We start from the raw sequence: 26,511 nt of genomic DNA on the forward strand, positions 1-26,511 counted from the left end.
ATCATTATGATTTTTCTCTTATTTAATTGGCAATCATGCATAATTGATCTTCTTTAGCTATCTTTTCAAGCTGGACGGTGAAATCGATGGCCTCGTGGATCGATTGGAAGCAGTCTGATACATAATACGGTTGCTTATAGTCGAATCCTCCACATTTTTTTGAAGGAAAGACAACAACATTCCATTGGTACGCACCTGTCATTTTATCCATTTCAGTACCTTCAAGCGCGATGAGCCAGTGGGTGTATATATCACACTGTGATTTCTCCTGCACAGAGAGCAAGTCAGCTTTACCAATCACCACAAGTGACCTTTGATAAAACTCACCATAATTAGGGGCGTTTTTCATCGGCAGCACTCCTTTTTCATTTCGATAACCTGTCTGATTTCACAGGTACGAGTATGATTATTTGATATTACTATCAGTATATGTTTCAATTTCCTTAAAGATTTTAATTTTTTATAATTTTTAAAAAATATTTACGCACAGGTTATTATTTCCTCAGGAGTATCTTGAATTTCGCTAGAAAGCTCGTACTAATTTATCAGCTTATTATTTCAAAAGGAGTGATTTCATGCTTTTAGAAAAGATGCCTTTGGTTAAACTGACTGACATGGCCGGAGAGGAATTTTCGACTGATCGATTACGGGGTAAAAAAGCGCTCATTTTCATGTGGGCTTCCTGGTGAAGGTGCAGGGAACATCTGCCTGGATGGCAGAACTTCTATGAAAAGTATCAAGATGAAAACTTCGAGATATTATCGGTCGCTGTCGATTTGCAAGGACCGGAAGTCGTCAAGCCTTATATCTCAGGAACGACTTTTCAAACAGTAGTCGATACGGAAAATGCTCTTTCGAATCTATTCGATTTCAAGATTGTGCCTAATGGGATCTATGTAGATGAAGAGGGGACAATACGGCTTATTAAACAGGGGTTCAAGGTCGGTGAAGAGGAGCACGTCCAAGCAATTGAAAAACTGATCAATAAGGAAGTTGAAACAGTCGAATTGGAGGACACTTATTACGAACCGAAGACCGATGAACAACACTTGCAACTCGAACTCGCAAAAACGAAATTCAAGCTAGGAATGGAATATGTGAGTCAGTATAAAAAGGAAGAAGCTTTGAAAGAATTAGATGAAGCGATCCGATTGGATCCCGATAACTTTCTTATACGTAAACAACGCTGGTATATCCGTTATCCTGAGAAGTTCAAAGATCCGATTGATGTTGAATGGCAGCAAGCTCAGTTAAAAAAAGAACGGGAAGAAGAAGCGAATTGTGGTCCGGACGGTTGTGTAATTCCAGGGACAGATCAGAAATAGATGGGGAGCTCTCAATTGGGGGCTCTTTTTTCGTCTCGTATCTCAGCTAGCGAACTACTCCACATGCCAATACCATAAACAAAACTTGGCAAAGTCAAACCTTAGCGCAGGCTGAGCCTTAGTACTACGAAATAGCAATAGGTTTTCCTTCATGTGGTGTATTGCTTACGATGCTACAGTTTGTGCCTTCATATTGAAGATAGTATGTATACTTTCTTTAAATTCAAAAAGGACCTTCTGCTACAAAGGTCCCCCCAAAATCTATCATTCTTCAAACCATTGAATCCTAGTAGCCATATCCTCCGTCGCAGCATCCACCATAACCGCCGCCATATCCACCATGGCCGCCATGACCACCGTAGCCACCGCCTAATGCTGTAGCCCCGATGATTACCAACAAGATGAATAACACTACAATCAACGCAAACGTTCTTCCGTGGCCAAAGCCTCTACCGTCACTCATTTTCTCATCCTCCTAAAGTTAATCGACACAATAGCAATATATGTGGACGGAAAATGAAGTGTACAAAATTGGACGAAATTGGACAAAAATAGGCATCAGGATACTTGTCTCTTAAACTTATGCCTAATTTGGTTGGGGAAACAGCCTATTTTGGTGATTTGACCTCATTCTTCTTCAAAAAGCTTTTCACCTTTATGAAGTCTCATTGCAATTCGGGCTGTGTGTGGCATTTCTCTAGCTGTCGGTGCATGCCCTGCAAGATACCTTGTAATTGCGAGAATCATAGTTTCTTGTGCTCTGTTTGCTAGTGGTGAACTCTCTTTTGCCCAATAATCGTGTTCAACGATTCCTGCTTCATACATCTGGAAGGAATGGAATTCAGCATCTTCCCTTAACAATGCATGACCGAGTGTATTGAACAGGGGAGCTTTTTCTCCACCTTGAGACAAATAGGTCATCACCCAGCGTGCACTTTCTGTTACCTGTTGCTGTTTGTCCATGAGCTCCAACAATTCGGAAGGATTACGTGGTTCTGAAATTCCTTCCGCAGGTTTCGGTTTTCTAGCTGCTGGCATGTTCAAGAAACGGTCTAGATAGACACTCATCGCACCATGGAAAACAGCTCGAGTCAAATCGGCCGTTGTAGAACGACGTAAACTTTGGTGGACGGCGTGTGCATGTGTGAACGTATGCAGTACCGTGATCCAATCACTGAAATCATTCTGGGTGTGAAAACGAGCAATTCTTTCCGCAGCCGCCAATGCCACTAATTGTGAAAGGCGTACGGGAGAAACACCAGTTTCCAATGCCCTCAACATCGTTTCAACAGTAATATTCGGTTCATCGGATAATAACTGTTCCAGCATCGCTTCTTCGTCAAAAGTTCCGTCATCCGTCAGGGCAGCTCCTAGGATACGCGGCAGTTTTTCAAATGCTTCGTTCAAAAGGGTCACAAGGTTTACAGGGGATTGCCAACTGTGGGATTCTTCACTCCGGGAAACATCGGATACTCCTGGCAGCAAGGATGTCAATACATAGGAACGATATTCTTCCCCGATATGATCCAGCACCTCGAAGGCTTTATTATGGAAGTCAAGGGTATGGCCGGTATTGATATAGAAGTGATCCGTTATCGCGACCATCATCATATCCGCAAGTTCTTCATCCGAACAACCCGATTCGATAGCCGTCAAAAGGACACGTTCAGCACCTTGTGAATCACGGACTTCCACACAATGACGGTACCATTTCTTCAATGTGTCAACAGACTGATTTTCCATCTCCTCTGTTACCGGGAGGGATCCAAGTAAAAAGCGAGTGCCCATCCCTGAACTTTCCCTTGCAACATGGACAAGACCTTGATACAACGCAAGAATTTGGCCGGTTTTATCTAGCTTCGGTAAAATATTCGTCATTCCAGTCAAGATCGTGAGACCTGAACGCCATCCACTTTGCCGATGCTTCGTACCGAATTCCACACCTACTTTTGCGATTTCTCCAGGAGAGACACCTGCCTCCATCAGACCGACTACTGCTTTCCCGATGACGAGGCTGATGCTCTGTTCGAGACCATCACGAAGCCTTCGTTGTAATTTCTCGACGGTCACTTTCTGATGGGGGACTGGTTCGACCCAGACCTCGCCATCCTTCACTTCTACAGGATAGGTCGGTACGTCATCTGCCCACGGGTCTAGTGTTCCACCGCTTTTTACATCAAACCTCGCATGATGCCAGTGACAGGTCAGAATACCATCACAGAGACTCCCCATGTGAAGAGGGAATCCCATGTGGGGACAACGATTATCAACCGCATGCAGTTCTCCTTCATGGAGAAACACCGCTATTCCATGGTTGCCTTCTTTGACGATTTTTGCACCATCTTTCTTTAATGACTCGAGTGGACCAACAAAAATTGAATCAGACATGAACACACACTCCTTATAAAGATTACAAATCTTCATCTACTACCATATATTACTGATAAATGATCGTAATCCTTCATAAGTTGAAAGTTTTCTCAGTCAAAAGGATGAGATTGGGAGGATATCCATTTCAAGAGATATAACGCTCAATCCATCTGTACAATCCCCATAACACGAGAGTGAATACCATATATCCGAAAAATGAATAGGCATGTGACCAGCTAAGGCTATGTGCTAACAAACCTAGATGTTCACTGATGATCTCTGCGAGCATTGCGATAAAAGAGATGATCAGGATGAAAAATAGCCGAAGTGATTTTTTTGATATTATCGTCAGTGCGTATATTGCTGCCATTGTGAAAACCGGTATGCCGATTAATGTGAAACGGATATCAATCGTAAAGATATGAGGGAAGGGCCGTTGCAAGAAAGTATAGAATCCCAGTCCGGAAAAGAACAACTCCATGTAGGTGCAGATAAGCACGGAAGCCAGCACAGCAACAACATAGGGGATTCGCTTTTTACCCTTTTCGGAGGAAGATCGCTTTCTTGGCAAATGTCGTAAAAGCGAGTTTTTCAAGTGATTTACAGTAGGCATGCTGAATCTCACCATCCACACTTTTCGGATTTTCAATCAGGTAATCGACCACATCAACATTGTTGAACCAATCTGCTTGTACAGGCGCATTGTGCACAATGTCTTTCCATGCAAATTGAAGCTCAGGACTATACAAATGAGCAGCACCAGATTTAAGTTTGCAATTTTTCACTTGAGGATTATACAACCGGCCTGGGATGGTTTCTTTTACACGTTTAAAAAGTCCGGGCCAATAATCAGTTCTCGACCCAGTATGGGGATTTCTTTGAGCCCATTGGAACGAACGCTCATATCTTTTCTGATTGGAATATAATAACGCGTACATCCGTTTACCAAGCTCGATTCTCTCGGGAAGAGAAGTAAAGTGGTGCAGGGTTTGGCCAGTCAGTTTTGTTTCTCCAGTTTGATCATATGGGAACAGGATATGATTCAGGCTTAACACATCCTGTAAACTGAATTCGATCGTCTTTAGAATCTGGTTTTGTTGATCATTGATCATCAATTGTTTTTCGAGATAGCTTTGCTCGTTGATGATCAGCGAAACTGTCAACAAGCGTCGGTTTCCTGTCCGCCAAAAGAAATTCCAAACCGAATCCATGAATGTAGAAACTGAAAAGCATGGCAATAAGTGAAATAACGGCTCCTTCAGCTCCAGGCTTGTTTCGTATAAAAGCAATTGGGGAAACACATCCTGAAAAATCAACCAGTTACCTCGTTCGAGGAATATGAAAAACTTTTCTTGCTCATCCTCGGTAAGTAGTTTTGAAAGGAATTCTCCTTTCAGATCCGTCATATTCCATCCGCCATTCCGCGACACTAAATGACCAAGGAAAGCCCAGTGGATGTCTGAATGTTTTTTATAAAAATCAAGATATGCTTTTGTTCTTGTGATGTTGTTTATATTCAATTCATGGGTCATCCGGGTGATTTCTTCTATCAGTAATCTTTCAGTTGCATTCAATGAAAGGTCTGCATTAGAACCCATAGTCAACTTTTTCTGAAGCTCATTTTTAAGTTGAAGTAGTTCTCCAGAAATTTTTTCTGATTTTGTATTTCCCTTTGTAATTTTGAAGATCCTCATCCGCTCCTCTCATACGAATTGGAACTGAAACGATCGAATATGTATTGGTAAGGGAGGTAGATGACCTTGAAAGATGGAATCGAACGTGAAATCAATCGGATCATTTCGATTTTGATAAAGGACCAGACGAAAGACGGTTCGTGGGATTACGCTTTTGAAACGGGTATTGCAACTGATGCTTATATGATCATTTTATTACGTACGTTTGAAATAAATGATGAAATGTTGATACAGGCTCTTGTTCAACGGATTGCGGGAAATCAAGAAGACAACGGTTCCTGGAAGTTATTCCACGATGCAGAAGGAGGAGACTTATCATCTACAATCCAGGCTTATTACGCGTTATTATATTCAGGCTATGTCAGTAAACAGGATTCACGGATGCGTGCCGCTCAAAAATTCATCCTTGAGAACGGCGGGATTGAAAGAGCGGAAACGTTTACGAAGACCTTGTTAGCAATGACAAGTCAATACCCTTGGGAATCACTTCTTCCTTTACCAATTGAAATCATCCTGTTCCCACTTAGTGCTCCGCTCAGTTTCTATGATTTTTCAGTGTTTGGAAGAGCGAATATTGCACCGCTCCTTATCCTTTCTCATTTCAAGTACAAAAAAACCACATCCCGTACCCCTGATCTAAGTGAATTATTCGTCCAACACACAAACTCTGACTTTGAAAACCGGAATGAGGATTGGCGTAATCTATTAACCTCTATGAAAAATCAATTACAAAAAATGACCGAAAAGCCTGCTGATTTAAAAAGGAAGGCTGTGAAAGCAGCCGAGCAATACATGCTGAAACGCATCGAACCTGATGGAACATTATTAAGTTATTTCAGTTCGACTTTCTTGATGATATTTGCCTTGAAAGCGCTGGGATACACGATGAATAATCCAATGATGGTGAAGGCAATCAATGGATTAAGGAACATGGCCGTCCAAATTGGGGATGATCTTCATATGCAATATACAACCGCAAATGTTTGGAATACGGCACTAATATCACATGTCCTCCAGGATGCAGGTGTATCTCAGTCTCATAATGTGATTAGTCTGGCCAATCATTATCTGTTATCACGCCAGCACACACAATTCGGGGATTGGGTGCTTAGAAATGCAAACACAATGCCAGGGGGATGGGGATTTTCAAATATCAATACAATCAATCCTGATGTCGATGATTCTACCGCCAGCCTTCGATCCATTTGTGAGTTGACAGATGTTCAGCCGATTAATCAACAAGCCTGGTCAAGAGGGATAAAATGGATCTTGTCGATGCAGAATGATGATGGGGGTTGGCCTGCTTTTGAACGCGGCGTTGATAAAAAATGGCTTGCTCTTGCTCCGATCCAAGGTGCTGAATATCTTTTATTGGATCCATCTACATCAGATTTGACAGGAAGGACGTTGGAGTTCTTTGGGAACTACTCCTCAATGAACAATGAACATCCTGCCATAAAAAAGGGGATGAAATGGCTAAAAAACAACCAACGAAAGAATGGATCGTGGTATGGTCGCTGGGGGATATGTTATATCTACGGGACGTGGGCAGCGTTGACGGGAATGGCTGCTTTCGGAAAAACAACCACCGATCCATCTATAAAAAAAGCTGTCGATTGGCTGCGATCAATCCAGAATCCGGACGGGGGATGGGGGGAGTCGTGTAAAAGCGATATCGAACGGAAATATGTTCCTCTCAGAGAAAGTACCTTGACGCACACCGCCTGGGCAGTTGATGCCTTGATCGCTGTTGCCGATAGTTGTACACCAGAGATTGAGAAAGGCATCGCTCATCTGATCGATCAAGGGAAGAAAGAAGACTGGACGACTAATTACCCCAAGGGACAGGGGATGGCTGGTGGTTTCTATATCCATTACCACAGCTATAGATACATCTGGCCATTACTCGCACTGAGCAATTATCGTAGAACGTTTCTGGAGCAATGATCAGTCCAGGGTGAGACAGATATGATCGAATAGTGTGAACCCGTTGAGGTGCGGGTTCACTTCGTCAATAAATCTACCTGAGGGGAATTTGCTCAAGATGATGGTGAAATTCCTCAAGATTGCATCAGATTTGCTCAAGATTATACAAAAATTGCTCAAGTTCCCCACAAATTGCTCGATCACCGCCTAGGAAATCGTTTGCAAAAGGACTCCGCAAGGGTCTTCTGATTGTTCGAGTCCAATATTGTTTATATGGATTTCTTTAATTTCTGTCCTGTGGCCGATTATCGTTTCAATCGGTTCGATTTTTTTATTGAAGAGACGCTTCAAATCGTTTTCGAGACCAGATTGTGTACAAACAATTTTCATATTATCAATCGTAGAAGAAGCGTCATGAAAATCAATGACGTCACGATGGGTCTGCAGCTCTATGGAAAATCCATAAGGTGTAGAGATGAATGTCCGTCTTTCCCCGGGTTTCACTTTCCAGTTCATGTTATCAGCTCGCTGACATAGTTGATCATGCTCATCTTTTGTAACTATGAACCCGATATGCTCAAAATTAATCCGTTTCCCATATCCGAAGGTGACATTCACATTTCCTTTTTTCATTTCGATGATCCTGAATAGAATATCCTTTTCCCTGAAATCTTCCCAGGTCAAAGGTGGATTGAATGATTGGAATTCACCACCCAATTTTCCGATTCGTTGATGAACCCGAAACCCTAGGTTCAGATAATGATTTTCCATTTGTTCCAAATATGGCGTCCAATAATGATAGTGAAATAACATAGTACCCTCCTAAACTTGATATTGTATTTATTGTATCGAAATTTTGTCTATCTACCTTCCTTAATAAGCTGTAACTATTCTCATACTAAAGTCTGAAAAACCAACTGTCACAATTCTAATACATTTCCATTACACTCGATGTAGTAGATAGTGTTATGATAGATTCGAATATACACAATGGAGTGAACGGTAGAAATGAAAAAAATAAGTAGTTTATTCTTGGTATTTATCCTTAGTGTCTCGCTTGTTGGCGCATGTTCCAATGATGAACATAAGGAATCTCACGAGTCTCATGAAGAAGTGCATCAACCAGCAAATGGTGATCTGCGGGAAGCAACAGAGTCAGCAGAAATCATTCCACAGTTTCTGAACGACAAATCCGAGGATATGCAGAATATCTATAGGGCAGTAGCAATGCATCAAGACCTGCTTGAAAAAATCCCTTGCTATTGCGGTTGTGGCGAGTCAGCAAACCATAAGAACAACTATGATTGCTTCATACATGAAAATAAAACGGATGGCTCTCTGGTATGGGATGATCATGCAACAAGATGCAAAGCTTGCCTGGATATCGCGGTGAAGTCGATGCTTGAATATAAAGATGGAAAATCTGTAAAAGAAATCCGCAACATGATTGATGAACAATATAAGGACGGGTACGCTGAACCGACCCCAACACCAGAAGTTTAAAGAAGCAGACCCTGATATCGATGAACACCGATGTCAGGGTCGTTTTTGTTGTGGCTCTGTTAAAGAATGATTGTTCACTAAAATTAGAGGAAAACTGTTCCGTTATCTGTGACAAAAAGGGGTCTTCCAGAAAATTAGAGGACATCTGTTCTGCTATATGAGGTTTCCGAGGTGTTTTTTAATGGTTTTTACACAAATAACGTCTCTGGTGTCCTCTAATTTCCTGACTCTAGGGATTTTCTTGGAACAGTCTTACCATCAATGCTTGATAAGTTTTTAATTCAAAATGTTTTTGGTAGGGCTGATCATTATAGTGTATAATCAAACATAGCGGAAAATTTCATAGTTTTACAGAGTTGGTGTCTTTTTATCAAAGACTTAATAGGGAAGTTGGTTAGAATCCAACGCGGTCCCGCCACTGTAATTGGGAGTCAGCTGCATAAAGCCACTGTAGGAAGTAACGGGAAGGCGCAGCGGACGATGACCATGAGCCAGGAGACCTGCCAACACTGAAACCACTGAAAAACCTACGCGGATAGGGGGGTGTGTTACGAAATTCGATCATTCAATCAACTAAATCGAATCTGACAACATCTTCATATCACTTATGAAGATGTTTTTTAATGCAATCACAACTAACAGGAGGCTTCATGTAATGAAAAAATTGCTCTTATTTGTATTTACGTTATTAATGTCAATCGGCTTGATTGCTGGATGTGGAGGAGATCAGACACCTGCTGATGAAAATAATACCAACCAAGAAAGCTCTGAAAACAATCAAGGTGATTCCTTTCCAGTCACTATCAAGGATGGCCTTGATGAAGAAGTTGTCATAGAGGAACAGCCTGAAAAAATCGTATCACTCATACCAAGTAATACAGAAATCGCGTTTGAATTAGGACTCGGAAAAGAGATCGTCGGTGTTTCTGACTTTGATAATTACCCAGAGGAAGCAACCAGTAAAGAGAAAGTTGGCGGCCAGGAACTGAATATCGAGAAGATCATTTCCCTGAAGCCTGACCTTGTACTTGCCCATGCATCGAGTGCACACAACTCCACTGAAGGATTCAAACAGTTGAAAGATGCTGGTATTCAGGTTCTTGTTGTTAACGACGCACAAAACTTCGACCAGGTCTATGAGTCTATCGAAATGATTGGAAAGTCCACAGGGAAACAAAAAGAAGCTGATAAAATTGTAAGAGAAATGAAAAAGGAAATTGAAGCAATCAAAACGAAAACGCAAGAAATCTCAGAGAAAAAATCAGTATTCATTGAAGTTTCACCCGCACCAGAAATCTACACACCAGGAAAAAATACATTCATGAATGAAATGTTATCCACTATAAATGCTGAGAATGCATCGGCTGATTTGGAAGGTTGGGCGAAGATCGATCAAGAAGCAGTCGTTGAGAAAAACCCGGATGTCATCATCACGACATATGGATATTATACTGAGAATGCAGCAGAACAAGTCTTATCCAGAGAAGGATGGAAAGATGTTACGGCTATAAAAGAGAAACAAGTCTATGACGTCCATTCAGACCTTGTAACACGCTCTGGTCCACGGCTTGTTGAAGGAGTAGAGGAACTTGCAAAGGCGGTTTATCCAGAAACATTTACAGAATAACAGAGTACTAGCTTACCTTTCGGCTTTCGTTTTTCTGTTCATAGCTATAATCTTAGGTATTTCAGTCGGTACTGTTTCTGTGCCTGCGTCAGCAATCATTCAAATCGTAAGTCATGAAATTTTTCCGTTCATATCAATCGATCATATTGACACGATGTATACAAGCATTGTCATGAACATCAGACTACCAAGAGTCATTCTTGCTGGTATTGTTGGTGCTGCTCTCGCGATTGCGGGAGCTGCATTCCAAGGTCTATTGAGGAATCCTTTAGCAGATCCTTATACGTTAGGGGTATCTTCAGGAGCGTCTGTCGGGGCAGTCCTCACGCTTTTTTTCCAATTGTCCATACCAGTTGTCGGATCCTTTACACTTCCTTTATTGAGCATCCTATTTTCCTTCATCACGATTTTTCTCGTCATCAGTTTTGCACGGAAAATCGAACGTTCAATGAGAGTGGAGACAATCATTTTAACGGGTATCATTTTCAGTTCTTTTCTTGGAGCTGTCATTTCACTGATGATTGCATTGACGGGGGATGAATTGAGACAAATCATCGGCTGGCTTTTAGGAAGTGTTTCGATGAGAGGATGGGAATACATCAAAATCATACTACCATTCTTCGCACTCGGTTCTGTCATTCTCCTAATAAACGCAAATGAATTGAATGCGATGTCTTTCGGGGAAGAAAGAGCCCATCATCTCGGTGTAAATGTGCATCGAAGGAAAATGGTCATTTTGACAGCTGGTTCAATATTGACAGGAGCAGCTGTGGCGGTTTCTGGAACAATCGGGTTCGTAGGATTGGTCATTCCACATTTGACCAGGTTGTTATGGGGCCCCGATCATAAGCACTTATTACCCTTATCCATATTAACCGGAAGCGGGTTCCTGATTCTTGCAGATCTAGTAGCAAGAACAGTGATTTCGCCTACCGAGCTTCCGATTGGTGTCATTACGGCTCTAGTTGGCGCACCTGTATTTGGACTGATCTTAATCAAGCGTAAGACAGAAAGAAGTGGTTGAATGCTAAGTATAGAAAACCTATCTGGTGGTTATGGCGATGCACCGGTTTTAAAAGAAATAACCTTTAAGGTGGAAAAAGGGGAAATGTTCGGTGTCTTAGGACCGAATGGCAGCGGCAAAACAACCTTGCTCAAGATGATCAGCGGTATTTTGACGAGCCAAGAAGGTAGTGTCTTCATCAAAGGTAAACCGCTTGAAAGCTTTGCATCTAAAGAGTTGGCAAAGATTGTTGCTGTCCTACCCCAGCATTCTGACCAGGGTTTTTCTTATACCGTAAAAGAAACGGTTTCTCTCGGACGATATGCACATCAAAAGGGTTGGTTCCAATCGTGGAGTCCCCAAGATGATATCATTGTCAACAAAGTGATGGATCAAACGGGAATAACAGCCTTTCAAAATAAAAATATCCAGTCTTTATCTGGCGGGGAACGCCAGCGGGTATTTTTAGCTCAAGCATTGGCACAGGAACCCGATATCCTGTTGTTGGACGAACCAACGAACCATTTGGATCTTTCATTTCAAAAAGAGCTATTGGACCTGTTGAAGCAATGGACGGAGGAACGTGGACTAACGGTCATCTCGATTTTCCATGACCTCAACCTTGCGGGATTATATTGTGATCGGTTATTACTATTGGATAAAGGGTTAATCAATATCCAACATACCCCGAATGAAGTTTTGCGGGAAGAGCGGATCGAAACCGTTTATCAAACTACGATCGAAAAGCAGCCACATCCGAAGGTACCCGCTCCACAAATGGTATTGTTACCGAAAAAGTTGACCAAGGAACCAACTGAAATCCAGATCGACTCAACGTATTTGACAGTATCCGATGAACGGATCGTACTACAAGCACCCTTGCCGTTACGGACGATGTCATCAGGGGTGATCGGCTCAGGAACAGGCTGGCACCAAACATTCATCAATAGACATGTCGATCTTGACTATAATTGCAATGACCACAAACAAGAAATGGCTGGATATCTAAAAGAACATGGGTTTGAGCCCTCTGATTCTGTTGGCATGATGACAGCAGTCCACCTTGATGACGCAGCGTTCCACTCATATGATGGAGATGGTTTTTCCATCTTTGTCATCGTCACTGCTGGAGTAGGAAATGCAATAGATGCTTCAAAAAGTATACTTCACGATTTTGAGATGCAACCAGGAACGATCAATACTTGGATATTTGTCAATGGAAATATGACAGAGGAGGCATTCATCCAGAGTGTGATGACAGCGACAGAAGCCAAAGTCAAGGTTTTGCATGATCAAGAGATAACAGATGAAGCGAACGACACATTTGCGACAGGAACGTCCACTGACAGCGTTATGATTGCTGCTACACAAACCGGGAAAAAACTCAGTTTTGCAGGATCGATCACACCTCTCGGGAAGCTGATCGGAAAAGCAGTGTACGAATGTACGACCGAAGCGATTCTGAACTATGAAAAAAGGAAACGGACATGATCCTGTTTCATTTGTACGCAATTACACTTGCACTCGTTATTGATGCAGTGGTTGGTGATCCGCCTAAATGGCCACATCCCGTCCGATGGATTGGCAGATTGATAGCCTTTTTGGACACAAAATTGAACAGAGGGCGTTTCCGATTACAGAAAGGAGCCTTCATGCTCCTTTTTGTTGTATCACTTGTCGGATCAATCACAACCTTGTTAGTATGGTTTTCTTATCAAGTCCATCCTTATACAGGCATACTGGCTGAGGGGATCATCATCTCGACTACCATAGCCCGAAAGAGTTTGAAACAAGCCGCAATGAATGTCTATCAACCTTTAAAACAAGCAGATCTAATCAAGGCTCGGAAGGAACTTTCCTACATTGTCGGACGTGATACCGAGAAACTGGATGAAAGTGAAATCACTCGTGGTGTAGTTGAAACAGTTGCTGAAAATACGAGCGATGGAATAACAGCTCCCATGTTCTGGTCACTGGTTGGCGGAGCACCACTCGCTATGGTCTATAGGGTGATCAATACTTGTGACTCGATGGTCGGATACCGAAATGAAAAATATCATCGATTCGGATGGTGTTCAGCCAAAACAGATGATATCGTCAATTGGATTCCAAGCCGACTAACTGGTCTGGCAATGATGGTTTGCAATAAACCGAAGTACCTCACCAGGAAAAGCGCCTTTAGGATTTGGAAACGTGATGCGAAAAAGCATCCAAGTCCGAACAGTGGATGGGGGGAGGCAGCCGTAGCTGCTTTGCTAGGCGTTCAACTGGGCGGAATAAACTATTATGACGGGGTCATTTCTAAACGATCATGGATGGGAGACCCGATTGTATCTTTGGGAAGTAATCATATCTTACAGACAAATTCAATCATGCAAACCACCGTGGCAGGCTTCATATGTTCTTTATGGATAGGAGGGATCTTATATGGACTGGCCATCTCATGGTTCTAATCCAAAATATCTATACGAAGCGATCGATCTCCGAATGCCAGAAGAGATCATTGATTTCAGTGCAAACATCAATCCGTTGGGACCGCCTTCTGAATTGAAGGACAAATGGAAAGATATATTCCATAGAATCATAGATTATCCTGATCCCCATGCAACTTCTCTAAGAAAGGGCATTGCTGAAGTGGAACAGGTGGATCCACAATCCATTCTGATCGGGAACGGGGGTGCAGAACTGATCAGCCTCATAACAAGGCTTTTGGCAGGGAAAGACGTTCTGATTGTACAGCCTGCATTTTCAGAGTATGAAAAGAGCTGCCACGTTAATGGATGCAACATCAGCTATCACCAGCTTGAGGATCCCTTATGGCAATTGGACATTGATCGACTTCAACCTAAACTTGAAGAAGTCGATGCTGTTTTTCTATGTAATCCCAACAACCCGACTGGTGTACAGTACCGGTTCGAAATGGTATTAGCATTGATTGATGCCTGTAAGAGATCACAATGCCGAATCATATTGGATGAGGCTTTTTACGATATGCTCGAGGATTATCGAACATTCATCCCATATATCGAGAAATTCGAAAACCTGATCATCATCCGTTCGATGACGAAAATGTACGCGGTCCCAGGACTGAGATTAGGTTATATGGTCGCTCATCCTGAAATCATCCGTCGAGTTGGGAGGTTCCAAACACACTGGAGTGTAAATTCACTGGCGCTGGCTGCTGGAGAGATTTGTTTACAAAACGCTTCCTTTTTACATGAGTCACGACAATACATAAATGAAGAACGTCGGAAATTATTTGCATTTTTCACCAAAGAGGGGTACAGATTCTCTCCATCAAAGGTCAACTTTTATCTTCTCCGGGACCCTGATAGTGATGATCAACTACCGTTATTTCGTCATTTGCTCGAACAAGGAATTGTCCCAAGGCATACATTCAATTTCTCAGGATTGGATGGAAAGTGGCTTCGTTTTGCCATCAAATCTTCATATGAGAATAATGAGTTGAGTAAGGTGTTGAAAAAATGGAAACGACCACACACATGATATTCATAACTGGCGGAGTTCGAAGCGGTAAAAGCAGTTTTGCGGAGAAGATGGCTTTGGAAAAAGCGATTTCCAGGGATGGAAACCTTCATTACATTGCAACAGGTTTGCCTTCAGACACAGAGATGAATCTGCGGATTGAGAAGCATAAACAACAAAGACATCAATGTAACCAGAACTGGAAAACCTGGGAGCAGTCTGAAAATATTGGTTTGCTGGCTGATAACTTTACGAATAAAGACATCTTGCTTCTCGATTGTTTGACGACGCTACTGAATAATGAACTGTTCAGTGATGAAACGGCTCACAACAAAAGGATGATAGGTTCCATTTTAAGCGGAATCGAACGAATAAGGAAAAACTGTGACTCACTCATCATCGTCAGTAATGAAATCTTAAATGAACCGCTCCAGACGAACGAACTTGTTCTTTCATATAAAAAAATGTTAGGGCACTTGCACCAGGAGATCGTGAAACAATCGGATGAAGCGTTTCTAGTCGAGTCTGGTGTTCCGATTCTGATGAAAGGAGGAGCCGATGAAAGGGATCATGATTCAGGGAACAGCTTCTGATGTTGGCAAGAGTCTGTTGACCACCGCTATTTGTCGTTTGTTTGCAAATGAAGGATGGAGGGTCGCTCCCTTCAAATCACAAAACATGTCTAATAATTCTTATGTCACCATTCATGGAGAAGAAATAGGGCGTGCTCAAGGGATTCAGGCTGAGGCAGCAAGAACGGAAGCATCTGTTTGGATGAATCCAATACTGTTGAAACCTCGATCTGATCAGCAGTCTGAAATCATCCTTTTTGGAAAGTCGCTCGAAACGATGTCTGGAAGAGGATATCCGAATCAGTTTTATGAAAAGGGAATAGAAGTCATTCATTCTTCCCTTGAGTATTTGGAGCAACATTATGATGTCCTTGTCATTGAAGGTGCAGGCAGTCCGGTTGAAATCAATTTGAAATCTCGTGATCTCGTCAACATGAAAGTGGCTGAAATGGCCGATGTGCCAGTCGTGCTGGTCTCGGACATCGATCGAGGCGGAATATTCGCAAGTATCATTGGAACGCTTGAATTACTGACACCTGAAGAACGGAAGAGGGTCCGTGGATTGATCATCAATAAGTTCAGAGGAGATATGAACTTATTCAAGGATGGAATTAAATGGCTTGAAGAAAATACAGGTGTTCCTGTTCTAGGTGTCATTCCGTATATTGAACATCATGGGATTGATGCTGAAGACTCCTTATCCTTACCGAATCAAATACCGAGATACCAAAATAGAGAAATCGATTTGGTCGTCTTGCACCTGCCTTATGTTTCAAATTACAGCGACATCGAACCGTTTGCTTTTGAACCGGATGTCTCTATCCGATGGGTCAGGCATGGGGATGAGTTCGGAAATCCCGACGCCGTCATCATTCCTGGGACGAAAAGCACAATAAATGACTTGGATTACTTGAAGTCCGTTGATATCGATCGTCAAGTAAAAGATTTCGCCCATAAAGGCGGGTTTCTGATCGGCATTTGTGGTGGTTATCAAATGCTTGGTGAGCATATCATTGATGAAGCCGGGTCGGATACTGGGGTGATTGGGAAAAAAGTTGAAGGATTGGATCTTATTTCAGGACAAACTGTTTTTCATCCGGTCAAAGACACGAATAGAGTAAAAGGGTCGATCCTCTCCAGGAACAAAAGAGGGCAACTATTGGTTGAAGGTTATGAAATCCACTTAGGAATAACAACACACCCGGAATCAGAGCAAAGTTTCATTCAACTTGAAAATGGTCGGACAGAGGGGTACTGCAATGAAGATGGAACCATTATCGGAACCTACTTTCATCATTTGTTCCATAATGATGATTGGAGAAATGAATGGTTGAACCTGATTCGTAAAAGCAAAGGATTAACGTTGAGAGCACCTATCTATGCTGGTCATCTAAAAGAAGAGCGGTTTGATTCCCTGGCCGAACGACTAAAAGAAAACCTTGATTGGACTCTTTTGAAGGAAATCAGCTTTGAATCGGAGGGATAATAATGAAGCATTTGCATGGTTTTATTATCAATTTGCAATTCTTTACGATGATTCCCGTACCTGTGGAGCTTAGTATGGATGATGACCACTTGAAAAAAGCTGTAAAAACCTTCCCTCTATTAGGGTTGTTACAAGGGCTTATTTATGCTTTGGCTGTCTTTATCCTCGTTCATTGGACACCTCTTTCAGTTCTTGCCATTGCATTCATACTCTGGCTCATGATGATCCTAATGACAGGTGGCATCCATCTTGATGGCTGGATGGATGCCTGCGACGCTTATTTTTCATATTCAAGTATCGAGAGACGGCTTGAGATCATGAAGGATCCGCGTACTGGCGCATTCGGAGTACTTTCAGCCATTGTATTATTAAGCACAAAATTTTTATTCATTTATGAAATCGTATCTAGAATTACATTTACATCTTATCTATTGATCATCATACTTCCCTTTTTAAGTAAAGGGCTGATGGGGCTGATCCTTATGACAGTACAACAAGCCAAAGAAGAGGGACTTGCCTATCATTTTCGAAAAGCTGGAGACTCTCCTATCGGATTGGTTTATTTAATCTATTGGATCGTAATCACCGGACTCGTTACGTTGATTGATTTTGGAACGCTTCTACCCATCATGATCATGTTCATTGTGGTAATGTCATGTTTCATTCTCCTACGTTCGAAAACTGTCAAATGGTTCGGCGGCATTACTGGTGATGTATTAGGAGCGTCGGTTGAAGGAGTTGAATTGATGTTATGGATGACAATCTGGTTATTGCATTATTCCGTCATGGTATAACAGAAGAAAACAAACGGAAAGCGTATCTCGGCTGGTCCGATTCACCTTTATCGAAAGAGGAATCAGCGTCAATCCGTCCAATAAAACAGTTCTACGATCTTCATTTCTCAAGTGATTTGGCCCGTTGTATACATACATCAAGACTCCTCTTTCCAAACAAAAATGCGATTTGCCTGTCTGAAATTCGAGAGATGAACTTCGGTAAGTGGGAAAAGAAAACATATGGTCAATTGGAGAACCGAAGGGATTACCGGAGATGGTTAATGGATCCATTTTCAAATTCACCACCTGATGGCGAACTTTTTTCAACCTTTCAATGCCGGGTTCAATCTGGTTGGAACAAGATTGTGAATCGAATGTTTGACGCCGGTTGTTCACGGTCTGCTGTCGTAACCCATGGAGGCGTAATCAGGCTGTTATTGAGTGAATTTGCACCGGTTCAAAAATCATTCTGGCAGTGGGCTGTACCACATGAAATTGGATTTGAGCTTATTTTCGAGAAAGAGGCTTTGAGGAGGGGAGAGCGATGCATTTTGTTACAGGAGGTGCCTATAACGGGAAAAGTGCATGGGTGAAAAATCTGTACACCCTATCCAAACACAGTCAATTCCACTGGATATCAGCGTATGAGGGTGAAAGGCTGCTGGAAGATCCTTTACAGATCACATCTCACCTGTTGATTCTTGAAGGGATTGAACAATGGATCAAAGAAATGATTTTCAATACTGATCTCGATAAGACAAGAAATTGCTGGAATGAAAAATTAACGGAATTACAGAAATGGGAATACAGAAATTCGAGGAACAAAGTCATACTGATTGGTACGGATATTTTTAAAGGAATCGTCCCTTTGGATAAAATGGAACGGAAGTGGCGGGATGTAACAGGTTGGTGTTATCAAGATACGACTACGAAAGCGGATCGTGTCGATTTGATCTGGTATGGCATCCATCAACGAATCAAATAGGAGGAGAGTGGGAATATGAGAATCTATACACGCACAGGTGATAAAGGACAAACAAGTCTTATTGGCGGTAGAGTCGATAAGGACGATGTCAGAGTTGAAGCCTACGGGACGGTTGATGAAGTGAATTGTTTTGTCGGACAAGCGATGACAGAACTGGATCCATCATTATTTCAAGATGTTCTGGATGACCTTGAGAAAATCCAGCATGAATTGTTTGATTGCGGTGGCGACTTATCAAACGTTTCGAAAAAGAGGGAACTCAAACTGGCTAAGGATGCAATCACATACCTTGAAGAAAAAATCGATTCATTCATTGAAGAAGCCCCTGAATTGGAACGTTTCATCCTGCCCGGCGGATCAAAACCTGCTGCCACAATCCATATCGCACGTACAGTGACAAGACGGGCAGAGCGATTGGTGGTGCGTTTGATGAAAACAGAACAAGAGGTTCCAAGTATACCACTGCAATTCTTGAACAGGTTATCAGATTACTTTTTTGCACTTGGACGAGTCATCAATTTCCGTTTGAATGTCAATGACGTAGAGTACGTCCGAAGTGCGAAGGTCTTTAAAAAAGGGAAGCGCAAGAGTGAGGAGACATGACCAGCAAGAAAATCAGCTTGATAGCATTATTCACAGCCTTAACCGTTGCTGGTGCATCTATCAAAGTACCAGCAATCATCGGAAGTATCGCTCTCGATGTTTTCCCTGCTTTGGTTATTGCTATTTTGATTGGTAGCAGCTCCGGGGCAATGGTTGCTTGTTTTGGACATCTCATTTCAGCTTTATTTGGGGGTATGCCGTTAGGTCCGTTCCATGTCATGATTGCTTTCGAAATGGCATTCCTAGTATGGATTTTTTCAAAACTTTTCCATAATAGAAACAAGATTCTTGCTGGATTCATTTTTATAATTGGGAATGCCCTTATTGCTCCGTTACCATTCATGTTCTTTATAGGTAAACCTTTTTATGTTTCCATCGTACCCTCCTTATTGATCGGTTCATTCATCAATATAGTGATTGCATTCTTCCTTGCTCCTCGTTTGCAAGCCTTCTATGTCAATGTTAAACAACATGAGGCAGAACGATGAGAAACGCAATCATCATCCCTTTTGATAAAGATGAAAAGCTGATCATCACAAGTGATAATAGTGGAGCGATAGGCGAAAAAGAAATGGATGCGGTAAAGGTTGGTTATGATATCGTCTCGTATTACTCGTTTCGAGTGGCTGTGATGGAATGTATGGCTGCGGGAGGAACCCCGATATCAGTACTATTACATAACTTTTGTGGTGATGAAGAATGGGGAGACCTTGTAAAAGGGATTGAGAACGGATTATCAGAATTAGATATGGAGCATATACCAGTCAGCGGCAGTACAGAAAGTAATTTTCCAATGGATCAGTCAGCCATTGGACTTGTTGTAATAGGTAAAGGTAATCCTTCACAAAGCTTGTTGATTGATGGTTACGAAGCAGCTGTTATCGGGAGTCCTTTAGTTGGACCTGAAGTGATAGCGCAACACCAAAAGATTGCTTCACTTCCTATTTTCAAAAGGCTCCTGCAATTAGACGGCGTTTCCGTTTGGCCAGTTGGATCCAAAGGGATCTTGTACGAATTGAAACAAATCAATTCCAAATGGGAAGTACAGCCAAATGAACACGAAGACTCTGATATTGATTTGGGCAAACCTGCAGGACCATCAACATGCTTCATCGCAACGTATCCCTCAGAACTTAGGAATACCATAATAGACATAACCGGAAGCTTATACCATCCATTAAATCTAATAACCTGAATCATTTGTAACGAATGGTTCAGGTTTTTGTATTCCAAATTTTCCCTTAAGAATAAAGCGAAATTTACTCCCAATCAAAACATTGTCATTTAATAAATCTCAAACCACTTATCAGGAAATTCACTTCTTTTATTAAAACGAAGCTATCGGACATTCTTTTTAGCCGAAGTGATTGCTCTATTCCTCTTGTTCATTCCATTAATTTTGTTATTTTGGCTGGCTTAAAAGCGGAAAAATAAAGGAACAAGGTTATGGCTAGCATAATGCCATCACTCTTTGAATAAGAAATGAATACAATAGTATAAGCTATAAATAATATCAGCAATTACCGGTTATTTTAAATAGGACAAGAAAACGACAAAAGGAGATGGATGCAAATGAATGGCAGTTTCTTTGCAGACCAGCCAATGACGTTTAAAAACTTGACATACTCCCATTTGACCTTTGAAGAGGTATTCAATCATATTGTAACCTTTATGAAAACGGAGCCGATGGGTAACTATAAGCTGATGATCGGAACAGATTCCCATGTTTATCAAAATGAAACGATATTCATTACAGGTTTGGTCATTCAAAGAGTTGGGAGAGGGGCATGGGCTTGTTATCGGAAATTACGATACCCAGAAGCAATCCGTAACCTGCATCAGAAGATTTCAATTGAAACGTCACTGACAGAGGAAGTAGCGTATCTTTTCAATGAATCTTTAAAAAATAAATTAGTCCAAATCGTTTTACCACATGTGTATAAAGGATCAAGCTTCTGCATGGAAGGACACCTTGATATAGGAAAAGGAAAGCGTAACAAAACGAGGGAATTTGTTGCAGAAATGGTAGCAAGAATTGAAGCTCACGGCATTGAAGCGAAAATCAAACCAGAATCCCTTGTAGCATCAAGTTATGCAAACCGGTATACCAAATAGATATTATTTGTACAGAAAAATAATTTAATGTTTTTCAAACAAAACAGGTTCGATTCAACGAAGCTGTTTTTTATTTTTCAGCAAGAGTCCAAATGCCTATGATTGCGGCATTTTCGTCTAAAAACAACCTTCCAATATTTGTCGAAAAATAAATCTATCTTTTTTCATTTTTCAAGATTATACTATTCTAGAATTTACTACTATTTTTAGGGGGAAAGATTGAGTTGAAGCGTTTCTTGATAGCATTTTTCATTACAGTAATTTGTGTTGTGACTTTACCTTTTAACGCTTCTGCTGAACCAGCAGAGAAAGAGCTTCAGAGCTATTTGAATGAAATTGGATGGACGAAGGAAGAGATAACGGAATATCTTGATTTCCATGATTATACTTTAGAAGATTTTGAAAACATGGATGATCTAAAAGACTTCCTTGGGCCTGTTTTGACAGTTGACATCATGAATGAATTGATTGAAGAGTATGGATTGACGCTTAAAGAAGCAACGGAATTACTTGTTTCAAACGGTGAATTGGAAGAAGGGGAAAGCATTCTGGATGTATACACGTTCAGAGATGATCTCGATAGTGATCTTTACTTCTACTCGTTAACACCGATTACAGATGAAACGTTGGTTGAGTTGCTTGATCAATACAATATGACGTTGGAAGAATTGGAAGCACTTTTAGCAGAAAATGATGATGAACTTGCTAACTATGAAACGATTGAAGATCTTGAATTCATGCTGGATTTCTATATCAATGGTCCTGAGATTGATATGACAGAGTTTGATGATCTTCTTAATCAAATTGGCTTCACAGATGAAGAGTTCGAAAAGTTATGGAGTCATTTCGAAACATTGAATTATGAGGATCCAACTTTTCTAGTAAGATTGGACAACCTTGCCAATCGAATGATGGCTTTTGAAGAGTTTGATACAGCGACTGAATTGAGTGCAGAACAGATTGCTGAACTTCTGGATATTTTTAATGAATTGCTCGATTTATTTGAACTTGATGTTAAGTTTTATCTCGTAAAAGGGGATGAAATCAGAGCAATTTCATTAACTGCATTGATGGCCCTGGAAGACGCCCAAGGGTATGACCTGAAAATCGAACTTTACAATAAGCAAGGAGAACTTCTTGCTGATTTCCTTTTCACGGCAGAGATGTTCGGATCAGAGTTTGTAAAAGAAGTAGGCAGTGATTTGAAACAGACAGAAAAAGTCGTCCAGAAGCCGGTGGCCAAAACAGTAAAAGGTGCAAAATTACCGAAAACGGCTTCACATTATATAGAGAATACAGCTGCTGGTATTTTGGCAGCAATGTTCGGCTTCATTTTATACCGACGAATCAAAGTGAGAAACGTATAAATGAGAAAGATAAAAAGAGGAAGAATCAAGGAATTGGTTCTTCTTTCCCTATGTAGTGGACTGATTGTAGGTGGTCTCTGGTTCTCAAGTACAAATGCCTTCAAGTTTTTGAAAGGATACTTGTTATTTAAAACCGGACAAGTTTCAACCGTAGAAGCTTCTCTATACAACAAAACTCAAAAGAAAGAAACCGAGTCAGAACAGGTAGAAAAAGAGAATCCACCACTTTATCCTGAGAGACCTGAAAAAGGTGAACGGATTGGAGAGTTGGTCATACCGAAGCTTGAGGCTGCTTTACCTATTTATCATGGAACGGATGAAGATGAATTGGAAAATGGTGTCGGCCATTTTGCAGGAAGTGTTCTACCCGGTGAAAATGATAATGCTGTGCTGGCTGGTCATCGTGATACTGTCTTTCGAAAACTTGGCGAAGTCGGAGTAAACGACATTCTTATTGTTAAGACTATAGCTGGCGAATTCACATACAAAGTTCGTAAGGTGCGTATAGTGGATGAAGATGATCGTACTGTCATAGTCCCAAAACCGAGAGCAACACTAACAGTTTCCACTTGCTATCCATTTGATTTTATCGGTACTGCCCCAGAACGATATGTGCTGATAGCTGAATTGAAAAAAAATTCATCCCGAAGCCGTTGACAATGTTCGACGGCTTTTTTATTCCGATTTTCATAAGCAATAGGTCCTACTATGAATTGTCAGAATACCTTTAATTTTAAAATAATGGTTCTTTTAAACTATTTTGGAAATTAGTGATATCGCTCTATTTTTCCAAATCTTTCTTTAAAGTATAATTGAACCAAGTGTAAAAGGGTATTTTTTCCTAGACAAAATTTTCACTTTAACACGAAAGTCAAGTGAAGGATAAAAGGCAAACCCGTACGAAAGTCGGGGACGCAAAGCCACGAATCTAAACCATCACCAATGGCATGACCGTCGGGCTGCTCAAAAACACTTGGCTTTTTATGTCTTTTTTTGTAGACGTGATTTCTGCTCGGTAACCGCAAGCCTATTACTTGTTCATTTTGAGGTATTGCCTAATCGCTTCTATGCTGGAATTCGAAGATTTCGCTATATAAGCGTACATATAGATTCTATTACATTTTAAGGAGGTCCAAATGCGCATCGGTGAACTTTTGATCATGAATGGTTTGATAACCGAAGAACAACTGGAAAAATCACTCCAATTACAGAAACATTCATTTAAGAAAATCGGTGAAATCCTTGTGGAAGAAGAGATGATTACAGAGCGTCAATTAGTAGAGGCATTGGAATTCCAACTAGGCATACCGGTAATCAATATGGATGAAGCTGCCCCAAGCCGTAACACCTTGCAGCTGATCCATGAATCGGTAGCTCGAAAGCACTGCATGGTACCAATTGAGCAAAAAGATGGAAGAGTGAAGGTCGCGATGATCGATCCATTGAATCAAGAAGCGATCAAAGATGTTCAAGTGGCTTCTGGTATGGTTGTCCAACCATGTTTGGCTACACGTAGCGAATTGGAAATGGCGATAATCGACCATTATGGTTTGTTGAATTCTGTGAAAGAATTATCCGAAATCATTGACTATGGATTACAACAAAATGCAACTGACATCCACCTTGATGCAGATAAAGAGGGTCTAGTGGTCAGGTATCGTATCAATCAGATGCTTGAAAAACAAAAGACCATTCCAAAGCAGCTGCAAGAGGCGGTTATCGCAAGAATCAAAACCATTTCAAATATGGATACATCTGAACGAAAATTACCTCAAAGCGGATACATACATAAAGACTTTTATAACAATGACTTTGATATTCGTGTTTCAACAGTTCCCACTATTGATGGGGAAAGTGTTGTCCTAAGTTTATTGAAGCATTCGGAAGACTTTTTCAACTTGGAAGATTTCGGTTTTACCGATATGAACAAACAGAAATTAGAGGATTCGTTGGACAGAGGGAAAGGCTTGATCTTGATTGCAGGTCCAGCAGTCAGCGGAAAATCAACTCTGCTTTATTCGATATTGAACCATATGAACATCGATAAGCGAAAAATCGTTTCTGTAGAAAATCCTGTGGAACGAAGGATAACTGGGGTCATGCAAGTAGAAGTTGATGAAGCATTAGGCTTCACATTATCAAATGGACTGAGGACAATCTTGAATCAGGACCCTAATCTCGTCATGGTCAGCGATACTCCCGATTCAGAGACTGGTGAAGTTGCAACAAGGGTAGCTTTATCAGGCAGACTGGTTGTTGGATCGATTCACGGATATGATGCGATATATACGATCCGACGATTATTGGATATGGGAATAGAACCCTACCTGATCGCCTCCTCACTTTCATGTATTGTAGCCCAAAGACTCGTGCCACGTATATGTAAAAGGTGTGCAAAAAGTATGCCTGCTTCTGATGAAGAGTCGAAGCTTTTTGAGGCCCATGACTTGTTAGATTTAGAAGACCAAAAAGAAAAAAGCAAAATCGGTAATTTCCGATCCTTCGTTACTACGAATAAAAGCTCTAAAGTAGCAGTAATTCGTGGTGACGGTTGCAAGCTCTGTAACAATTCCGGTTATAAAGGATTCATCGGTGTCCATGAAGTCTTGACGATCGAAGATGGGCTTCGGGAACTGATCCTTCAAAAGAAACCGATTGAAGAATTCAAGGATTACCTTAAAGAAAATGAATTCAAAACAATGTTGTATGATGGCCTGTCAAAAGTACGAGCAGGTCTGACAACAGTTGAGGAAGTGCTGAAAGCAGTCAATTGAAGTCTGCACGAATAAAATTCAGGGGGATTATAAATGTCTTATACGTTTCTTGTAGTCGATGATACCAGTTTCATGCGAAAAATGGCAGCTGATTGTCTGAAGCAATATGGCCATACGGTAGCTGGGGAGGCAGTCAATGGAAAAGAAGCTGTACATAAATATAAAGCCATCCAGCCTCAAGTAGTCATGATGGACCTAACAATGCCGGAAATGAATGGCATTGAAGCCATCAAAGAAATTTTGAAGGTAGATGCTGAAGCAGTCATCCTTGTGTGTTCAGCCAGTAACCAGAAAGATATGATCCAGGAGGCTTTGGATGCAGGTGCAGTCGGATATTTGATGAAGCCTTTCAAACCGGATTATATGAATGAAATCATCAAAAAATATGCTGAGCCCCATTTGAAGAGTGCAGAAGCTGAAATTTCCGAAGAAGCAGCTACAGCAGAGACATCAAGCAGGAATACAAAAGAAACGGAGAAAGCTGAATCAGAGATTGCCGCCGCAGTCGAAACAGTGAAAGACGAAACAGATGAAGTGGATACGGAGGCGGCAGCCAGAGAAACAGTTGCACAAACTGAGGAAGAAGTCACACTGCTTGTGGACCATAAGGCATCTCCAGAACGTGTGAATGAACCAAATCATGAAATAGCGAAACCAGCACCAACCAGAAACAGTAAAATTAAATTTCTAACAAGTTATATGTGCAATTGGGAGGAAGAGGTGCAAGGTGAAACAAAGAGTTTTGCTTTCACGTATACAGAAAATGATCAGAACGTCTGTTTAGAAATGATCGATGCATCCAATGAAAAGCATTCCATCCGTCTATCTCTCGATGGTTTCCGTGATCTGTATGGGTGGCTTGAGCAGCGACTTGAAGAAGGTAAAAATCTGAGATAATT

26 protein-coding genes, 1 pseudogene and 2 riboswitches are annotated in these 26,511 nt (G+C 41.3%); of the genes and pseudogenes, 21 read left to right on the forward strand and 6 right to left on the reverse strand.

Annotation, left to right across the window (positions count from 1 at the left end):
• Positions 1-22: 22 nt before the first annotated feature.
• Entirely contained in the window at positions 23-349 is a 327-nt protein-coding gene (locus N8M93_RS00125) for a hypothetical protein (protein WP_261128884.1), read from the reverse strand.
• Between the two features lie 427 nt (positions 350-776).
• On the opposite strand from N8M93_RS00125, the gene N8M93_RS00130 reads away from it, so the two are divergent.
• On the forward strand, positions 777-1,325 hold the full coding sequence (locus N8M93_RS00130; RefSeq protein ID WP_261128887.1) for a thioredoxin family protein: 549 nt from the start codon (positions 777-779) through the stop codon (positions 1,323-1,325).
• A 286-nt stretch (positions 1,326-1,611) separates the two neighbouring features.
• Here N8M93_RS00130 and N8M93_RS22750 read toward each other — a convergent pair.
• The 4 genes and pseudogenes from N8M93_RS22750 to N8M93_RS00150 form a co-directional block, all read right to left on the reverse strand.
• Positions 1,612-1,779: pseudogene (locus tag N8M93_RS22750) on the reverse strand (YjcZ family sporulation protein); the annotation flags it as partial.
• Between the two features lie 173 nt (positions 1,780-1,952).
• On the reverse strand, positions 1,953-3,713 hold the full coding sequence (locus N8M93_RS00140) for a Rieske 2Fe-2S domain-containing protein (RefSeq protein ID WP_261128888.1): 1,761 nt from the start codon (positions 3,711-3,713) through the stop codon (positions 1,953-1,955).
• Positions 3,714-3,840: 127 nt separating this feature from the next.
• A complete protein-coding gene (locus N8M93_RS22755; protein ID WP_314728240.1) occupies positions 3,841-4,323 on the reverse strand; it encodes a CBO0543 family protein in 483 nt (160 codons plus the stop codon).
• On the reverse strand, positions 4,232-5,389 hold the full coding sequence (locus N8M93_RS00150) for a DUF2515 domain-containing protein (protein WP_261128890.1): 1,158 nt from the start codon (positions 5,387-5,389) through the stop codon (positions 4,232-4,234). Before N8M93_RS00150 ends, N8M93_RS22755 begins: the two co-directional genes overlap by 92 nt.
• 66 nt (positions 5,390-5,455) lie before the next feature.
• On the opposite strand from N8M93_RS00150, the gene shc reads away from it, so the two are divergent.
• Positions 5,456-7,336 (forward strand): squalene--hopene cyclase, encoded by a 1,881-nt coding sequence (gene shc / locus N8M93_RS00155; protein WP_396125335.1) that lies wholly within the window; start codon positions 5,456-5,458, stop codon positions 7,334-7,336.
• 186 nt (positions 7,337-7,522) lie between these two features.
• On the opposite strand, the gene N8M93_RS00160 is transcribed toward shc, so the two are convergent.
• Complete coding sequence (locus N8M93_RS00160; RefSeq protein WP_261128892.1) at positions 7,523-8,128, reverse strand: hypothetical protein; 606 nt, start codon at positions 8,126-8,128, stop codon at positions 7,523-7,525.
• Between the two features lie 195 nt (positions 8,129-8,323).
• Here N8M93_RS00160 and N8M93_RS00165 point away from each other — a divergent pair, with 195 nt between their 5' ends.
• The 19 genes from N8M93_RS00165 (at position 8,324) to N8M93_RS22760 (ending at position 26,509) form a co-directional block, all read left to right on the forward strand.
• Positions 8,324-8,818, forward strand: coding sequence for a PCYCGC domain-containing protein (locus tag N8M93_RS00165; protein ID WP_261128893.1), 495 nt, complete (start codon positions 8,324-8,326; stop codon positions 8,816-8,818).
• A 340-nt stretch (positions 8,819-9,158) separates the two neighbouring features.
• A riboswitch (cobalamin riboswitch) is annotated at positions 9,159-9,341 on the forward strand.
• Positions 9,342-9,473: 132 nt separating this feature from the next.
• Positions 9,474-10,445: an ABC transporter substrate-binding protein gene (locus tag N8M93_RS00170; protein ID WP_261128894.1), complete on the forward strand. Its 972-nt coding sequence runs from the start codon at positions 9,474-9,476 to the stop codon at positions 10,443-10,445.
• Positions 10,408-11,469: an iron ABC transporter permease gene (locus N8M93_RS00175; RefSeq protein ID WP_261128895.1), complete on the forward strand. Its 1,062-nt coding sequence runs from the start codon at positions 10,408-10,410 to the stop codon at positions 11,467-11,469. The genes N8M93_RS00170 and N8M93_RS00175 overlap by 38 nt, the downstream gene beginning before the upstream one ends.
• A complete protein-coding gene (locus N8M93_RS00180; protein WP_261128896.1) occupies positions 11,470-12,939 on the forward strand; it encodes an adenosylcobinamide amidohydrolase in 1,470 nt (489 codons plus the stop codon).
• Positions 12,936-13,901 carry an adenosylcobinamide-phosphate synthase CbiB gene (gene cbiB / locus N8M93_RS00185; protein WP_261128897.1) on the forward strand — a complete coding sequence of 322 codons (966 nt, stop codon included), beginning with the start codon at positions 12,936-12,938 and terminating at the stop codon, positions 13,899-13,901. The genes N8M93_RS00180 and cbiB overlap by 4 nt, the downstream gene beginning before the upstream one ends.
• Positions 13,876-14,955, forward strand: a complete 1,080-nt coding sequence (cobD, locus tag N8M93_RS00190) for a threonine-phosphate decarboxylase CobD (protein WP_261128898.1) — start codon at positions 13,876-13,878, stop codon at positions 14,953-14,955. The genes cbiB and cobD overlap by 26 nt, the downstream gene beginning before the upstream one ends.
• On the forward strand, positions 14,934-15,527 hold the full coding sequence (locus N8M93_RS00195; protein ID WP_261128899.1) for a bifunctional adenosylcobinamide kinase/adenosylcobinamide-phosphate guanylyltransferase: 594 nt from the start codon (positions 14,934-14,936) through the stop codon (positions 15,525-15,527). The genes cobD and N8M93_RS00195 overlap by 22 nt, the downstream gene beginning before the upstream one ends.
• Positions 15,493-16,992 (forward strand): cobyric acid synthase, encoded by a 1,500-nt coding sequence (locus N8M93_RS00200; RefSeq protein ID WP_261128900.1) that lies wholly within the window; start codon positions 15,493-15,495, stop codon positions 16,990-16,992. Before N8M93_RS00195 ends, N8M93_RS00200 begins: the two co-directional genes overlap by 35 nt.
• A gap of 2 nt (positions 16,993-16,994) precedes the next feature.
• Positions 16,995-17,786 (forward strand): adenosylcobinamide-GDP ribazoletransferase, encoded by a 792-nt coding sequence (cobS, locus tag N8M93_RS00205; RefSeq protein WP_261128902.1) that lies wholly within the window; start codon positions 16,995-16,997, stop codon positions 17,784-17,786.
• Positions 17,744-18,361 carry a histidine phosphatase family protein gene (locus tag N8M93_RS00210; RefSeq protein WP_261128903.1) on the forward strand — a complete coding sequence of 206 codons (618 nt, stop codon included), beginning with the start codon at positions 17,744-17,746 and terminating at the stop codon, positions 18,359-18,361. Before cobS ends, N8M93_RS00210 begins: the two co-directional genes overlap by 43 nt.
• Positions 18,313-18,753, forward strand: coding sequence for a bifunctional adenosylcobinamide kinase/adenosylcobinamide-phosphate guanylyltransferase (locus tag N8M93_RS00215; RefSeq protein WP_261128904.1), 441 nt, complete (start codon positions 18,313-18,315; stop codon positions 18,751-18,753). The genes N8M93_RS00210 and N8M93_RS00215 overlap by 49 nt, the downstream gene beginning before the upstream one ends.
• A gap of 15 nt (positions 18,754-18,768) precedes the next feature.
• Positions 18,769-19,356: a cob(I)yrinic acid a,c-diamide adenosyltransferase gene (locus N8M93_RS00220; protein WP_261128905.1), complete on the forward strand. Its 588-nt coding sequence runs from the start codon at positions 18,769-18,771 to the stop codon at positions 19,354-19,356.
• Complete coding sequence (locus N8M93_RS00225) at positions 19,353-19,844, forward strand: ECF transporter S component (RefSeq protein WP_261128906.1); 492 nt, start codon at positions 19,353-19,355, stop codon at positions 19,842-19,844. The genes N8M93_RS00220 and N8M93_RS00225 overlap by 4 nt, the downstream gene beginning before the upstream one ends.
• On the forward strand, positions 19,841-20,551 hold the full coding sequence (locus tag N8M93_RS00230; RefSeq protein WP_261128907.1) for an ATP-binding protein: 711 nt from the start codon (positions 19,841-19,843) through the stop codon (positions 20,549-20,551). The genes N8M93_RS00225 and N8M93_RS00230 overlap by 4 nt, the downstream gene beginning before the upstream one ends.
• Positions 20,552-20,928: 377 nt before the next feature.
• Positions 20,929-21,471, forward strand: a complete 543-nt coding sequence (locus N8M93_RS00235) for a ribonuclease H-like YkuK family protein (RefSeq protein ID WP_396125336.1) — start codon at positions 20,929-20,931, stop codon at positions 21,469-21,471.
• 224 nt (positions 21,472-21,695) lie between these two features.
• Positions 21,696-22,838, forward strand: a complete 1,143-nt coding sequence (locus tag N8M93_RS00240; RefSeq protein ID WP_261128909.1) for a processed acidic surface protein — start codon at positions 21,696-21,698, stop codon at positions 22,836-22,838.
• On the forward strand, positions 22,839-23,495 hold the full coding sequence (locus N8M93_RS00245) for a class D sortase (protein WP_261128917.1): 657 nt from the start codon (positions 22,839-22,841) through the stop codon (positions 23,493-23,495).
• Between the two features lie 221 nt (positions 23,496-23,716).
• A riboswitch (cyclic di-GMP riboswitch) is annotated at positions 23,717-23,805 on the forward strand.
• A 169-nt stretch (positions 23,806-23,974) separates the two neighbouring features.
• Entirely contained in the window at positions 23,975-25,612 is a 1,638-nt protein-coding gene (locus N8M93_RS00250; protein WP_261128919.1) for a GspE/PulE family protein, read from the forward strand.
• Between the two features lie 33 nt (positions 25,613-25,645).
• Positions 25,646-26,509, forward strand: coding sequence for a response regulator (locus N8M93_RS22760; RefSeq protein WP_314728241.1), 864 nt, complete (start codon positions 25,646-25,648; stop codon positions 26,507-26,509).
• Positions 26,510-26,511: the final 2 nt, after the last annotated feature.

Source organism: Bacillus sp. Marseille-Q3570 (assembly GCF_946151055.1).
Taxonomy (GTDB): Bacteria; Bacillota; Bacilli; order Bacillales; family Fictibacillaceae; genus Pseudalkalibacillus.